Source organism: Streptomyces sp. NPDC058470 (assembly GCF_042721055.1).
In the GTDB taxonomy this organism is placed as follows: Bacteria; Actinomycetota; Actinomycetes; order Streptomycetales; family Streptomycetaceae; genus Streptomyces.
In genome coordinates, this window is sequence record NZ_JBHXMF010000114.1 from 1 (window position 1) to 13,238 (window position 13,238).

14 protein-coding genes are annotated in these 13,238 nt (G+C 69.8%); 6 read left to right on the forward strand and 8 right to left on the reverse strand.

Features of this window, described 5'->3' with window-relative positions:
• Window positions 1-165: 165 nt before the first annotated feature.
• The 3 genes from ACFWP7_RS41850 to ACFWP7_RS41860 are packed head-to-tail and all read right to left on the reverse strand — an operon-like array spanning window position 166 to window position 3,216.
• Window positions 166-1,299, reverse strand: a complete 1,134-nt coding sequence (locus tag ACFWP7_RS41850; RefSeq protein WP_384393694.1) for an Mrp/NBP35 family ATP-binding protein — start codon at window positions 1,297-1,299, stop codon at window positions 166-168.
• 47 nt (window positions 1,300-1,346) lie between these two features.
• On the reverse strand, window positions 1,347-1,931 hold the full coding sequence (locus ACFWP7_RS41855; protein WP_384393662.1) for a DUF1003 domain-containing protein: 585 nt from the start codon (window positions 1,929-1,931) through the stop codon (window positions 1,347-1,349).
• Window positions 1,921-3,216, reverse strand: a complete 1,296-nt coding sequence (locus tag ACFWP7_RS41860) for a magnesium transporter MgtE N-terminal domain-containing protein (protein ID WP_384393665.1) — start codon at window positions 3,214-3,216, stop codon at window positions 1,921-1,923. Before ACFWP7_RS41860 ends, ACFWP7_RS41855 begins: the two co-directional genes overlap by 11 nt.
• Window positions 3,217-3,391: 175 nt before the next feature.
• Between ACFWP7_RS41860 and ACFWP7_RS41865 the strand changes: the two genes are divergently transcribed.
• Window positions 3,392-4,150 (forward strand): hypothetical protein, encoded by a 759-nt coding sequence (locus tag ACFWP7_RS41865; RefSeq protein WP_384393667.1) that lies wholly within the window; start codon window positions 3,392-3,394, stop codon window positions 4,148-4,150.
• 43 nt (window positions 4,151-4,193) lie between these two features.
• On the opposite strand, the gene ACFWP7_RS41870 is transcribed toward ACFWP7_RS41865, so the two are convergent.
• Entirely contained in the window at window positions 4,194-4,736 is a 543-nt protein-coding gene (locus ACFWP7_RS41870) for a hypothetical protein (RefSeq protein ID WP_384393670.1), read from the reverse strand.
• A 25-nt stretch (window positions 4,737-4,761) separates the two neighbouring features.
• Window positions 4,762-5,874, reverse strand: coding sequence for a magnesium and cobalt transport protein CorA (locus ACFWP7_RS41875; RefSeq protein WP_384393673.1), 1,113 nt, complete (start codon window positions 5,872-5,874; stop codon window positions 4,762-4,764).
• Between the two features lie 581 nt (window positions 5,875-6,455).
• Here ACFWP7_RS41875 and ACFWP7_RS41880 point away from each other — a divergent pair.
• Window positions 6,456-7,040, forward strand: coding sequence for a suppressor of fused domain protein (locus ACFWP7_RS41880; protein ID WP_384393676.1), 585 nt, complete (start codon window positions 6,456-6,458; stop codon window positions 7,038-7,040).
• 51 nt (window positions 7,041-7,091) lie between these two features.
• Here ACFWP7_RS41880 and ACFWP7_RS41885 read toward each other — a convergent pair whose 3' ends face one another.
• Entirely contained in the window at window positions 7,092-8,357 is a 1,266-nt protein-coding gene (locus ACFWP7_RS41885) for an MFS transporter (protein WP_384393678.1), read from the reverse strand.
• 172 nt (window positions 8,358-8,529) lie between these two features.
• Here ACFWP7_RS41885 and ACFWP7_RS41890 point away from each other — a divergent pair, with 172 nt between their 5' ends.
• From ACFWP7_RS41890 to ACFWP7_RS41900, 3 genes are all read left to right on the forward strand, one after another.
• Window positions 8,530-9,171: a DUF6758 family protein gene (locus tag ACFWP7_RS41890; protein ID WP_384393680.1), complete on the forward strand. Its 642-nt coding sequence runs from the start codon at window positions 8,530-8,532 to the stop codon at window positions 9,169-9,171.
• Window positions 9,172-9,336: 165 nt separating this feature from the next.
• Window positions 9,337-10,203, forward strand: coding sequence for a PHP domain-containing protein (locus ACFWP7_RS41895; protein ID WP_384393683.1), 867 nt, complete (start codon window positions 9,337-9,339; stop codon window positions 10,201-10,203).
• Window positions 10,204-10,308: 105 nt separating this feature from the next.
• Window positions 10,309-10,914: a MarC family protein gene (locus ACFWP7_RS41900; RefSeq protein ID WP_384393686.1), complete on the forward strand. Its 606-nt coding sequence runs from the start codon at window positions 10,309-10,311 to the stop codon at window positions 10,912-10,914.
• A gap of 75 nt (window positions 10,915-10,989) precedes the next feature.
• On the opposite strand, the gene ACFWP7_RS41905 is transcribed toward ACFWP7_RS41900, so the two are convergent.
• A complete protein-coding gene (locus ACFWP7_RS41905; RefSeq protein ID WP_356270542.1) occupies window positions 10,990-11,142 on the reverse strand; it encodes a hypothetical protein in 153 nt (50 codons plus the stop codon).
• Between the two features lie 215 nt (window positions 11,143-11,357).
• Here ACFWP7_RS41905 and ACFWP7_RS41910 point away from each other — a divergent pair, with 215 nt between their 5' ends.
• A complete protein-coding gene (locus tag ACFWP7_RS41910) occupies window positions 11,358-12,254 on the forward strand; it encodes an NYN domain-containing protein (RefSeq protein ID WP_384393688.1) in 897 nt (298 codons plus the stop codon).
• Between the two features lie 34 nt (window positions 12,255-12,288).
• Here ACFWP7_RS41910 and ACFWP7_RS41915 read toward each other — a convergent pair whose 3' ends face one another.
• Entirely contained in the window at window positions 12,289-13,149 is an 861-nt protein-coding gene (locus tag ACFWP7_RS41915) for an alpha/beta fold hydrolase (RefSeq protein WP_384393691.1), read from the reverse strand.
• Window positions 13,150-13,238: the final 89 nt, after the last annotated feature.

The following is a 13,238-nucleotide window of genomic DNA, read 5'->3' on the forward strand; positions in this document are numbered from 1 at the left end:
GGGGGGCGTCCTCCGGGGGGGGGGGCTTAGGCGGTGGGGGCCGCCGAGATACACCCCGCCCCCCCCCTCCTCGTGGGGAGCGTTTCAACCTGCGGGTGCGTCGTGGTTGCTCGCGCCGTTCCCCGCGCCCCTGAAGGGGCGCCTCCAGCGACTCCAGTCCCGTACTCAGAATTTGTTGCGCGGCGTGATCCCCAGGGACATGCCCGACAGGCCCCGTGCCCGGCCACCCAGCTTGCCGGCGATGGCGCGCAGGGCCGAGCCCGCCGGGGAGTCCGGGTCGGTCAGGACGACGGGCTTGCCCTCGTCCCCGCCCTCGCGGAGGCGGACGTCGATGGGGATGCTGCCGAGGACCGGGACGTGGGCGCCCGTGGTGCGGGTCAGGCCCTCGGCGACGGCCTGGCCGCCGCCCGTGCCGAAGATGTCGACCATCTCGCCGCAGTGCGGGCAGGGCAGGCCCGACATGTTCTCGACGACGCCGACGATCTTCTGGTGGGTCTGCACGGCGATGGAGCCCGCGCGCTCGGCGACCTCGGCGGCGGCCTGCTGAGGCGTCGTCACGACGAGGATCTCGGCGTTCGGGACGAGCTGCGCGACCGAGATCGCGATGTCGCCCGTGCCTGGCGGAAGGTCGAGGAGCAGTACGTCCAGGTCGCCCCAGAAGACGTCCGCCAGGAACTGCTGGAGGGCGCGGTGGAGCATCGGGCCGCGCCATACGACGGGCGCGTTGCCCGGCGTGAACATCCCGATCGAGATCACCTTCACGCCGTGCGCGGACGGCGGCATGATCATGTTCTCGACCTGGGTCGGCTTGCCGTCGGCACCGAGCATGCGCGGCACGGAGTGGCCGTAGATGTCGGCGTCGACGACACCGACCTTGAGGCCGTCGGCCGCCATCGCCGCCGCAAGGTTCACCGTCACCGAGGACTTGCCGACGCCGCCCTTGCCGGAGGCGACCGCGTACACGCGCGTGAGCGAGCCGGGCTGGGCGAAGGGGACCTCGCGCTCGGCCGTCCCGCCGCGCAGCGCGGCCGCGAGCTCGCGGCGCTGTTCGTCGCCCATCACGTCCAGGGTCACGTCGACGTGCGTGACGCCCGCGACCGCCGCGACCGCGGCCGTCACGGTGTCCGTGATGGTCTGGCGCATCGGACAGCCGGAGACGGTCAGATAGATAGTGACCGCGACTGCACCATCCGCAGCGATCTCAACCGATTTGACCATCCCCAGTTCGGTGATGGGTCGTTGGATCTCGGGGTCGTTCACCGTCGCCAGTGCTTCGCGCACCGCGTCTTCCGTAGCCACCATGCTGTCGATGGTACGGGGCTCCCCATGTGCCCCGGAAAGCCCTGTCACAGGTCGTCTGCGTCACGTCCCCGGGGCCGCTCCGACGGGAATACGACGCGGCCGTCCGGACGCCGCTCCTCCAGTTCCCTGATCAGGTCCTGGAGCTCGGAGCGGATCCAGTCGCGGGTGGCGACCTCGCCGAGGCCCACCCGCAGCGAGGCGATCTCCCGGGTGAGGTACTCGGTGTCCGCGATCGACCGCTCGTTCTGCTTGCGGTCCTGTTCGAGGTTGACCCGGTCGCGGTCGTCCTGCCGGTTCTGCGCGAGCAGGATCAGCGGGGCCGCGTAGGAGGCCTGGAGCGATAGCATCAGGGTCAGGAAGATGAACGGGTAGTTGTCGAAGCGCAGGTCGCCCGGCGCGAAGACGTTCCACAGCACCCACACCACGACGACGACGGTCATCCAGACGATGAACCGCCCGGTGCCCAGGAACCGTGCGATCCGCTCCGAGAACCGCCCGAACGCCTCCGGGTCCCACTCGGGCAGCAGTCTGCGGCGCGTCGGCTTCGGCTGGTCGAGCCGGTTGCGCGGCCGGGGGGCCGCGGTCGCCCCGGAGACGGCGCGCTCGCGCGTCTCGCGTTCAGGCGCCATCGGCCATCCCCTCGTCGTCCACCTCGTCCTCGTCGAGGTGGAACTCCGTCTCCCGCCAGTCCTCGGGCAGCATGTGGTCCAGTACGTCGTCCACGGTCACCGCGCCGAGCAGCGAGCCGCTCTCGTCGACGACGGGCGCCGCGACCATGTCGTACGTCGCGAAGAACCCGGCGACGACGGGCAGCGCGGCGTCCGGGGAAAGGGGCTGCAGATCGTCATCGAGGATCGAGCTGACCAGGGTGTACGGCGGGTCGCGCAGGAGCCGCTGGAAGTGCGCGGTGCCCAGGTACTTGCCCGTGGGTGTCTCGTCCGGCGCGCGGCACACGTACACCTGGGCGGCGAGTGAGGGGGAGAGGTCGGGGCTGCGGACCCGGGCGAGTGCCTCGGCGATCGTCGCGTCGGGCCGCAGAATGATGGGTTCGGTCGTCATGAGACCGCCGGCGGTCCGCTCCTCGTACGCCATCAGCCGCCGTACGTCGGCCGCGTCGCCGGGCCGCATCAGCTTCAGCAGCCGCTCCACGTCGTCCTCGGGGAGTTCGGCGAGCAGGTCGGCGGCGTCGTCCGGGGCCATCGCCTCCAGGACGTCGGCCGCGCGTTCCTCCTTGAGCTTGCCGAGGATCTCGATCTGGTCGTCCTCGGGGAGCTGTTCGAGCACGTCGGCGAGACGGTCGTCGTCCAGCGCGGCGGCCACCTCGCCGCGCCGCTTCGGCGACAGGTGGTGCATGACGTTCGCGAGGTCGGCCGGGCGCAGCTGCTCGAAGGTGGCGAGGAGGCTCTCGGCGCCCTGTCCCTCCTCGTCCAGCGAGAAACCGGTGAGCGCGGACCACTCGACGGTCAGGGTCACCCCCTTGGTGCGCCTGAAGGCCCCGCTGCGGCCCTTGCGGACGAAGACCCGGTCGATCTCCCAGTCCCGTCGTGCCGGGAGCTGCTGGATGGACACGTCGAGCACGGTCACCTCCTCGTCCGTCTCGACGAGGGTGAGGCGCCGGTCGAGGAGTTCGCCGAACACCAGCCGCTCCGTGGGCCGTTGTTCGAAGCGGCGTACGTTGAGGACTCCGGTGGTGATGACCTGGCCGCTCTCGATGCCGGTCACCCGGGTCATGGGCAGGAAGATGCGGCGGCGCGTGGACAGTTCGACGACCAGGCCGAGGATCCGGGGCGGCCGCCGCGCGACACGCAGAATGGCGACCAGGTCCCGCACGCGGCCCACCTGGTCGCCGTTCGGGTCGAAGACGGCGACGCCGGCCAGGTGCGAGACGAAGATCCGGGGGGCGCCTGCGGCCATGCCCGCGCCTCCTGTTCCTGCCGTTTTGTCCGCTCGAGTGGGCTTCAGGCTAGCCCGTCCCGGTCGGATACGCCCTGGTGGGCGGTCCGGACGGACCCCTTCCGGCGGGCGAGGGAAGCACCGGTACGCTGCCGTAACGCCGCCGCCGGACCCCCGCTCGAAAGGCGCCCCACCTGTGACTGCAATTCTCCAGGGCCGTACCCGCAGGGCCGCACTGGTGAGCGCGATGTGCGCACTGGTCGTGACGGGGACAGGACTGACGGGGTGCAGCAGCGAGGATCCGGACGCGGGCACGAACGGGGTGGGCAAGCTGACCGCCGCCCAGATCCAGACGAAGACGAAGCAGGCGGCCGAGGCGGCGAAGACGGTACGGCTCTCCGGAACCGTCGTGACCAACGGGACCACGTACACCCTCGACATGAGCCTCAAGGACGACGGCGGCACCGGGTCGGTCACCTCGAAGGAGTCGACCTTCCGGCTGCTGAGGGTCGGCGAGCACCTCTACCTGAAGGCCGACGCGGACTTCTGGACCCACCCGGACGGCTCGGGCGGCGCCACCTCGACGGACACGGACGTCGCCGACAAGCTCAGCGGCATGTACGTGAAGGTCCCCACCGACGACCCCACCTACAAGCGCTTCAGCGGCTTCACCGACAAGGACGTCCTCCTCGACGGCCTGCTCACCCTGCAGGGCACCGTCTCCACCGACGGCTACCACGAGCAGTCCGGCGTCCGCACCTTCCGCATCACCGGCGGCGACGGCTCGGGCGGCTCCCTGGACGTCTCCCTGGAGGGAACGGCGTACCCCCTCCTCCTGGTGCGCGCGGGCAACGCCGGCACCCTCCGCCTCACGGACTGGGGCAAGGACTTCGCGCTGACGGAGCCCACCAAGAAGGAGACGGTGGACTACGGGCAGCAGCTGCCGTCCTCGTAGGCCTGCCGCGCCTGGTTCAGTCGTAGGCGTGCCGCGTCTGCTTCTAGCGTCGCCTGCGCTTCTTGAAGAGAAGACGGGGAAGGCCCGCGGGGGCCGGCTGCCGGGTGGTGGCGGGGGTGGGCAGCGGCGGCGCGGAGAGCGAGCCGTCGGGGAGTTCGGAGGTGCCGCCCGTCGGCTCAAGTCGGACCACCCGGCACTCGCGTGCCCAGCGCTCGGTCATCGCCTCCCCGTCGGGGGCGTTCAGTCGCTTGCCCTTGAGCTCGGCGACCACCGCCTCCCACTCCGGGGATCGGGGCGTCAGCTCCACGACCTTCGCGGTCCAGGCCACCAGGCGCCCGCCCTTGTCCTTGCTGCGTACGGTGACGACCGCCTCGCCCCCGTCGACCAGCCCCGGCAGCGGCTGCTCGCCGGGCCCGTCGCCGATCAGACAGGCCGCGCCGTCGTGCCACACGTGCCACAGGGCGCGGGTGGGCACAGCACGGGCCTGCCCCTGAAGTACCGGCACCTCGCTGCCCCGGACCCAGATCAGCCCGGACTTCTTGGTGGCCTCCTCGACGAGGGCCTGGTCGAGCAGCTCTTGCGTCATGGGGCCAAGACTAACCAGCCGGGGTTCACAGCCAGCCGTTGCGCTTGAGCGTGCGGTGGATCCCCACGCAGAGGGTCACCATGAGGCCCATGACCACCGGGTAGCCGTACCGCCAGTGCAGCTCCGGCATGTGCTCGAAGTTCATGCCGTACACCCCGCACACCATCGTCGGTACGGCGATGATCGCGGCCCAGGACGTGATCTTGCGCATGTCCTCGTTCTGCGCGACGGACGCCTGCGCGAGGTTGGCCTGGAGGATCGAGTTGAGCAGCTCGTCGAAGCCGAGGACCTGCTCCTGGACCCGGGCGAGGTGGTCGGCGACATCGCGGAAGTACTTCTGGATGTCGGGGTCGACCAGCCGCATCGGCCGCTCGCTCAGCAGCTGCATGGGGCGCAGCAGCGGCGACACCGCCCGCTTGAACTCCAGCACCTCACGCTTGAGCTGGTAGATCTGCCCGGCGTCGGTGCCGCGCGGGGAGCCCTTGCGGCCGGGGGAGAAGACCTGGGTCTCGACCTCGTCGATGTCGTCCTGCACGGCGTCCGCGACCGCGATGTATCCGTCGACGACATGGTCGGCGATGGCGTGCAGGACCGCGGAGGGCCCCTTGGCGAGCAGTTCCGGGTCGTCCTGGAGCCGGTGCCGCAGCGCCCGCAGCGAACCCTGCCCGCCGTGCCGGACGGTGATGAAGAAGTCCCGCCCGGTGAAGCACATGACCTCGCCGGTCTCGACGATCTCGCTGGTGGCGGTCAGCTGGTCGTGCTCGACGTAGTGGATGGTCTTGAAGACGGTGAAGAGCGAGTCGTCGTACCGCTCCAGCTTGGGCCGCTGGTGGGCCTGCACGGCGTCCTCGACGGCGAGCGGGTGCAGCCCGAACTCGCTTGCGATACCGGAGAATTCGGCCTCGGTCGGCTCGTGCAGACCGATCCACACGAAGCCGCCGTCACGGTGCACCTGACGCACCGCCTGGTGCGGCGTCAGGGGCTCGCGGGTCTCCACCCGGGCGCCGTCGCGGTAGATGGCGCAGTCGACCACGGCGGAGGGGGTACCGGGGTCACGCGTGGTGTCGTACGAGCCACTGTCCTTGCGCAGCGAGGGACGGGGGCGGACCGCGGCACGGAGGTCACGAATCATCGACATGGCAGGCTCCTTCGCAACGGAGGCGGCCGACGACGGTTGGAACTGCCCGGAATGGGGACGTCCTGACTGCGGATGTTTGGTACGTCCACAAAGCGGGGAGCACCGCACCGTCGCGGTGGCAGCTTCGCTACTGATTCAGATCAGGCAGATCACGTCTCGATCAGACGGATCGCGTTCGGATCGAACGGATCAGGTGGGAACGAAGCGCTCTTCCGTGGTGCACCGGGCAACGCTGACACGTATGCACATGTTCGCAGGAGGCGACAGCCAGCAGGATTACAGAGCCAGCTAAAGAACTCAGCGACCGGAAGAGCGGGTAGTACTGCACGGGTGACTTCGGTCCATTGCAGCCCCACCTCCTCCGGTCGGTCCCCCGTGAGGGACGATCCATCCCCCGTAGGGGGTCCAGCTCCCTCCACAGGGGAGTTGGACGGTTCCCCCGTGGGGGGACTCAGCCTCAGAGGGCCGGGACTTGAGAGCGACGCTTCTGCGTGCTGCCCCGGCCGAGGGCCAAGAGTATCAGCGCACCGAAGCGTCAAGGCGCCGCTTTACCCCGTACTAACGAGTTCTATGCTCGGCTCATGGCTGATGTTCTCCCTCTGGTCGAGGCCCGGATGCGTTCCGCGCTGGGCGAGCCCGACGCGCGGGCCGCGGTCACCTTCCTCGGTACCGACCGCGTCGAAGTGCTCCGTTTCACCGAGGGCGACATCGTCCGCTACGCGACGCTCGGGATGTCCGCCCAGCCGATGGCGGACCCCACGTCGGTGGTCGCCGACCCCGTGAAAGGCCCGCGCGCCGAGCTGGTCCTCTCGGTGCGCGCCGGCGCCGCCGACACCGACAAGGTGCTCCGCCCGCTCGCCGTACTCGCCGCGTCTCCGCAGGTCGAGGGCCTGATCGTGGCTCCCGGCGCCTCGCTCGACGTGGGCGAACCCCTGTGGCCGGGCGCGCCGTTCACCTCCGTACTGGTCGCCGAGCCGGGTGGCCTGGTGGAGGACCTCGACCTGGACGAGCCCGCCGACCCCGTACGTTTCCTGCCGCTGCTCCCCATGACGCCGAACGAGGCCGCGTGGAAGCGCGTGCACGGCGCGGGCGCCCTCCAGGAGCGCTGGCTCAGCGGCGGAACGGACCTGCGTGATCCACTGCGCAGGTCCGTTCCGCTGGACTGAGGTTTCTGGCCCACTCCGGCTGATCCCAGGTCAGAGCCTGGCCGAAATCAGTCAGTTGGCAAAGACGGTGGCACTGTCCTCCGTGGCGTGCCGCGGCTCCAGCTCCTCGGCGTCGTGCGTGAGCGCGTCCCGTCGTACGAAGACCACCGCGGCGCCGATCACCGCCGTGAGGGCGGCGACCACGAACGGGATGTGGATGTCGCTCCACTCCTCGATCTTCGGCGCGAAGTACGGCGCCGCCGCGGCCGCGAACCACCGCACGAAGTTGTACCCGGCGCTCGCCACCGGGCGCGGTGCGTCCGAGACTCCCAGGGCCAGTTCCGTGTAGACGGTGTTGTTCACGCCGATGAAGGCGCCGGACAGGATCGTGCAGGCCACGGCGGTGGTGTGACTGCCGTAACCGAGGACGAGTACGTCGACGGCGAGCAGGACCAGTGAGCCGCCGAGCACCTTGAGCGAGCCGAAGCGGGCCTGCATACGCGGGGCGACGATCACCGAGAAGAGGGCGAGCAGCAGGCCCCAGCAGAAGAAGACGGCGCCCGACTTGTACGGGTTCATGTTCAGCACGAACGGGGTGAAGGCCAGCACGGTGAAGAACGTGTAGTTGTAGAAGAACGCCGAGACGGCCGCCGAGGCGAGGCCGCCGTGGCCCAGTGCGCGGATCGGGTCGAGCAGGGAGGTCTTCTTCGCGGGCTTCGGCTGCTCCTTCAGGAACGCCGTGATGCACAGGAAGCCGACCGCCATCAGGAACGCGGTGCCGAAGAACGGGTAGCGCCAGCTGGCGTTGCCGAGCAGCGCGCCCAGCAGAGGTCCGCACGCCATGCCGAGGCCCAGGGCCGACTCGTACAGCAGGATCGCCGCGGCGCTGCCGCCGGCCGCCGAGCCGACGATCACGGCGAGGGCCGTGGACACGAACAGCGCGTTGCCCAGGCCCCAGCCGGCCCGGAACCCGACGAGTTCGCCGACCGATCCGGACGTGCCCGCCAGGCCCGCGAAGACGACGACGAGGGCGAGGCCGAGCAGCAGGGTCTTCTTGCCGCCGATACGGCTGGAGACGAAGCCCGTCACCAGCATCGCGACGGCGGTGATCAGGAAGTACGAGGTGAAGAGCAGCGAGACCTGGCTGGTGGTGGCGTCCAGGCCCTTGGCGATGGACGGCAGGATCGGGTCGACGAGCCCGATGCCCATGAAGGCGACGACGGACGCCCCGGCAGTCGCCCAGACGGCCTTCGGCTGGCGCAGGATGCTGCCGGCCCCCGCGTCGAAAGGGTCGCCGATGGGGTCCGCTTCAGCCGCTTCTCCTGTGGTGGTGCGCATGTGTGGTCCTCGCAGTCCTCGACCAGATCGTTGACGTATACACATAATAAGTTAGGTCGACTAAATAATGCAAGCTACATCTAATTTCACCGGGCGGCCCGGGATGAGGTGCGGGCGCCGGACGGGTGATCGTCCTTGACGCGGCGCAGGACGGGGAGGACCGTTGGGCTCTATGAGGGGCGAACCCAGTTGCCCGAAGTGTGGTGGCCGGGTCAGGGCTCCCGGCCTCTTTGCCGACTCCTGGCAGTGCGATCTGCACGGCACCGTGCATCCGCTGCAGCCCGTGATCCCGCCCAGCGTCGAGGCCCTCGGCGTGGTGGTGCACCGTGCCCGGGTGCCCGTGTGGATGCCGTGGCCACTGCCGGTCGGCTGGCTGTTCACCGGCGCCGCCTTCGCCGGTGACGACCGCAGCGGCGGGCGCGCGACCGCCGTCGCCTGCTCCGGACCCGGACCGCTCGGCGGCACAGGAGAACTGATCCTCATCGCCGAGGAACTCGGCGTCGGTCTCGGCGCGCGGTACGCGGGAGTCGACGGCCCCGACCCCGGCCCGTACATGAGTGTCGAGAAACCGCCCGAGGCGAAGGTCCTCGCGGCCGGCCGCCCCACACCCCTCTGGCATGTGGCCGGCGCTCCCGAGGACCGCGCCGTCTTCGCGGGCGAGGCGCTCGGGCTGTGGCTGTGGGCGGTCGTGTGGCCCGAGCAGTCGGGGCTGCTGATGTACGACGAACTGGTGCTGACCGACCTGCGGGACGCGGGCGCCGAGGCGGACCTGCTGCCGTGCGGGGCGCTGTCGCCGCGGATCCTGGAACCGTAGGGCTCACGGCGGTTCGTAGGGGGCGCCGGGCAGGTGCGGGTGTGACAGGGGAGGGTCGGGTTCCCGTTACCCTTGGGTGTTCCCTTCCGTGCCCCTGGGTGATCTCGTCCCTTCCGTGCCCTTGGGCGTCCTCTTTCCGTCCCGTCAGCGTCTGGAGTCCGCGTAGTGCGCATCGACCTGCACGCCCACTCCACCGCGTCCGACGGTATGGACACCCCGGCCCAGCTGGTCCGCAACGCTGCCGCCGCCGGTCTGGACGTCGTCGCGCTGACCGACCACGACACGACCCGCGGGTACGCCGAGGCGATCGACGCGCTGCCCGCCGGGCTCACGCTGGTCACCGGGGCCGAGCTCTCCTGCCGCCTGGACGGCATCAGCATGCACATGCTGGCCTACCTCTTCGACCCCGAGGAGCCCGCGCTGCTCGCCGAGCGTGAGCTCGTACGGGACGACCGGGTGCCGCGTGCCAAGGGCATGGTCGCCCGACTCCAGGAGCTCGGGGTGCCGATCACCTGGACGCAGGTGGCGCGCATCGCGGGCGAGGGTTCGGTCGGGCGGCCTCATGTCGCCTCCGCCCTGGTCGAGCTCGGCGTCGTACCGACCGTGAACGACGCCTTCACCGGGCATTGGCTGTCCGACGGCGGCCGGGCCTTCGTCGAGAAGCACGAGACGGACCCCTTCGAGGCGATCCGGCTGGTCAAGGGAGCGGGCGGTGTCACCGTCTTCGCGCATCCGGCCGCCGGCAAGCGGGGCCGGACCGTGCCCGACTCCGCCATCGCGGAGCTCGCGGCCGCGGGCCTCGACGGCATCGAGGTCGACCACATGGACCACGAACCGGCCACCCGGGCGCGGTTGCGCGGGCTGGCGGCCGAGCTGGGGCTGCTGACCACCGGGTCCAGCGACTACCACGGCAGCCGAAAGACGTGCGTGCTCGGCGAGTTCACGACCGACCCCGAGGTGTACGGGGAGATCACCCGGCGGGCGACGGGGGCGTTTCCGGTGCCTGGGGCGGGTGGGGGCCGGGGCGCGTAGGTCCCTGGTTTCCCGGTTTCCTCTTCCTGGTTGCCCAGTTCGCGCTGCCTGGTTGCTCACTTCCTGTTTTCGGTCCCACCCTTCCATACCTGCAAGGCCTCAGCTGTGTTCGACGTCGCCGTCTTCGGTTCCCTTTTCCTCACTCTCTTCGTGATCATGGATCCCCCCGGGATCACTCCGATCTTTCTCGCGCTCACCGCGGGTCGCCCCGCCAAGGTGCAGCGGCGGATGGCCTTCCAGGCCGTCTGTGTGGCCGGCGGAGTGATCGCCGTGTTCGGGCTGCTCGGGCACCAGATCCTGGACTACCTGCATGTGTCCGTGCCCGCGCTGATGATCGCGGGCGGCCTGCTGCTCCTGCTGATCGCCCTCGACCTGCTCACCGGCAAGACCGACGAGCCCAAGCAGACCAAGGACGTCAACGTCGCCCTCGTACCGCTGGGCATGCCGCTGCTCGCCGGACCCGGCGCGATCGTGTCGGTGATCCTGGCCGTGCAGAAGGCCGACAGCGTCGCCACGCAGGTGTCGGTGTGGGCCGCGATCCTCGCCATCCATGTCGTGCTGTGGATCGTGATGCGGTACTCGCTGCTGATCATCCGCGTCATCAAGGACGGCGGCGTGGTGCTGGTGACGCGGCTCGCGGGCATGATGCTGTCGGCGATCGCGGTCCAGCAGATCATCAACGGGGTGACGCAGGTGATCCGGGGGAGCTGAGTTGCCCTGCCCCGGTCATGAGCAGAGCCCCGTACGGCATGGTTGCCGTACGGGGCTCTGAAGTCTGTCCGCGTGTTATGAAGCGGATGAGTCGGCCGGGCGGATCCAGAGTCGCTGTCCTATGGCGGCAGCCTGCTGAACGATCCGGTTGACGGAGGCGGCGTCCACGACGGTGCTGTCCACGGCTGTTCCGTCGACATCGTCGAGTCGCATGATTTCGAAGCGCATTGGCTTCTCCCTTCGTCTGGTCATCCTCCTGAGGAGAACTACTTGTGAGTGGCGCGTGGGGCGTCGGTGTCCCTCGCTCCATACGGATTCAACGGGATGCGTGTTACAAACATTCCCTACGCTAAGGAAATTTTTCGAGTCGCTAACTACTTGCCGGTAGTGGACTGATTGGGACCGGTTGTGTTCGAAGCGTGACCACCGGGACAATGGAAGCGATGAACGACGACCTCGGGGCGCTCGGCGCCCGCATCGACCACACGAACGAACTGCTCCAGCGCATGCTCGCCGAGGTGGCCAAGACGCCCTCGACCCATGCGATCTTCGTCGACGCCGGATATCTGTACGCGGCCGCCGGACGGCTGGTCGCCGGCACCGAGGACCGTCGCTCCTTCGATCTGGACACCGGGGGTCTCATCGAGGCGCTCATCGACCGGGCCCGCACGATCTTCGCGGACAGCAGGCTGCTGCGCGTCTACTGGTACGACGGCGCCCGGCGTCGCATCCACACCGCGGAACAGCAGTCCATCGCCGAACTGCCGGACGTGAAGGTGCGGTTGGGCAACCTCAACGCCAACAACCAGCAGAAGGGCGTCGACTCACTCATCAGGTCCGACCTGGAGTCCCTCGCCCGGCACCGCGCCATCAGCGACGCCGCGCTGCTCGGCGGCGACGAGGATCTGGTGTCGGCGGTCGAGGCCGCGCAGGGGTACGGGGCACGCGTCCACCTGTGGGGCATCGAGGCGCCGGAGGGCCGCAACCAGGCCGAGCCGCTGCTCTGGGAGGTCGACAGCCAGCGCACCTTCGACCTCGACTTCTTCAAGCCGTACGTCGCTCGGCGGACCGCCGCCACGTACGACGCGACGGCGGCTGCCCGGCCCACGCGCGAGGACGTCCGGTTCGTGGGCGCCCAGGTCGCCGCGAAGTGGCTGGCGGCGCGCGGGCGGGAGGCGCTGGTGGAGCTGCTGCCCGGGCATCCGTATCTGCCCGGCTCGGTCGACCAGGATCTGCTGGTCGAGGCTGAGGGGTTGTTGCAGTACTCGCTGCGGGGACAGGCGGATCTGCGGCGGGCGCTTCGGGACGGGTTCTGGGAGCATCTTCGGGCGCAGTACTAGCCCGACGTACCGGGTGCAGTGCTGGTCCGCGGTACTAGCGTTTGTGGATGTGGTTCCAGAAGTCCGCGAGGGCGCGGGCTGTTTCCTCGGGGCGGTCCGTGTTCGGGGAGTGCTCCGAGCCATGGATGACCGTGCGGCGCGCGTCGAGGCGTACGGCCATGTCGTCGAGGAGCGGGAGCGGCCAGGTGTTGTCCTCGTCGCCGGACAGGACATGCTTCGGCAGGGGGAGCGCTGCGAGTTCGGCGACGCGGTCGGGTTCGGTGCACAGCTGGCGGCCGGTCGCGATGAGCTGCGCCGGGCTGTTGCCGAGCCAGCGGCGGCGTAGGTCGGCGAGGTCGTCGAGGCCCTCGTCGAGGCCGCCGGTGTCGGTGTCCTCCGGCGGTTCCATCGCCTGCATGGCTTCCCACACCTGGGTCATGTCCATGACGGCGAGCGCGTCCCGGAGCAGTTTGACGCGCTGCTGCTGGGAGACGGAGATCTGGGCGGGGCCGGAGGAGATAAGCGTGAGGGAGACGAAAGGGGAGGGGTTCAGCAGTACGGCGGCGCGGGCGATCTGGCCGCCGAGGGAGTGTACGGGGGTGCCGACGGCGTCCGCCTGCGCGAGTACGTCCCTTGCCAACTCGCCCTGCGCATACGCCGTTTCGTCGTCCCGGGGGCCGGGGGACTCGTGCTGGCCCCGGCCGTCCACGGCCACGGTGCGGTAGCCGTCCGCGGCCAGCGGCTCGTGCAGCGAGATGAAGTCCTCCTTGCTGCCGGTGAACCCCGGCACGAACAGCACGGTGCCCTTGCGCTGTCCCTGCGCCGCCGCTTCGAGCGTGGCGAAGTCGCCGCGTGCGGTGTGGAGGCGGTGGGCGTGGATGCCGGGGGGAGGGGTGAAGGTGGCGGGCCTGCTCATGGTTCGAGGCTATCCGGCGTTGCTGGTGGTGCGCCGGGTGGGTGGGTCGGGGCCGGGGGCCGGTACATCCGCCCGTCGCCGCCGGATCA

Bases quoted from the DNA above. Each gene is read 5' to 3' on its own strand.
- ACFWP7_RS41855 (WP_384393662.1), bottom strand. From the start codon at position 1,931: ATGGCGCCTGAACGCGAGACGCGCGAGCGCGCCGTCTCCGGGGCGACC.
- ACFWP7_RS41860 (WP_384393665.1), bottom strand. From the start codon at position 3,216: ATGGCCGCAGGCGCCCCCCGGATCTTCGTCTCGCACCTGGCCGGCGTC.
- ACFWP7_RS41870 (WP_384393670.1), bottom strand. From the start codon at position 4,736: ATGACGCAAGAGCTGCTCGACCAGGCCCTCGTCGAGGAGGCCACCAAG.
- ACFWP7_RS41875 (WP_384393673.1), bottom strand. From the start codon at position 5,874: ATGTCGATGATTCGTGACCTCCGTGCCGCGGTCCGCCCCCGTCCCTCG.
- ACFWP7_RS41880 (WP_384393676.1), top strand. From the start codon at position 6,456: ATGGCTGATGTTCTCCCTCTGGTCGAGGCCCGGATGCGTTCCGCGCTG.
- ACFWP7_RS41885 (WP_384393678.1), bottom strand. From the start codon at position 8,357: ATGCGCACCACCACAGGAGAAGCGGCTGAAGCGGACCCCATCGGCGAC.
- ACFWP7_RS41890 (WP_384393680.1), top strand. From the start codon at position 8,530: ATGAGGGGCGAACCCAGTTGCCCGAAGTGTGGTGGCCGGGTCAGGGCT.
- ACFWP7_RS41905 (WP_356270542.1), bottom strand. From the start codon at position 11,142: ATGCGCTTCGAAATCATGCGACTCGACGATGTCGACGGAACAGCCGTG.
- ACFWP7_RS41910 (WP_384393688.1), top strand. From the start codon at position 11,358: ATGAACGACGACCTCGGGGCGCTCGGCGCCCGCATCGACCACACGAAC.
- ACFWP7_RS41915 (WP_384393691.1), bottom strand. From the start codon at position 13,149: ATGAGCAGGCCCGCCACCTTCACCCCTCCCCCCGGCATCCACGCCCAC.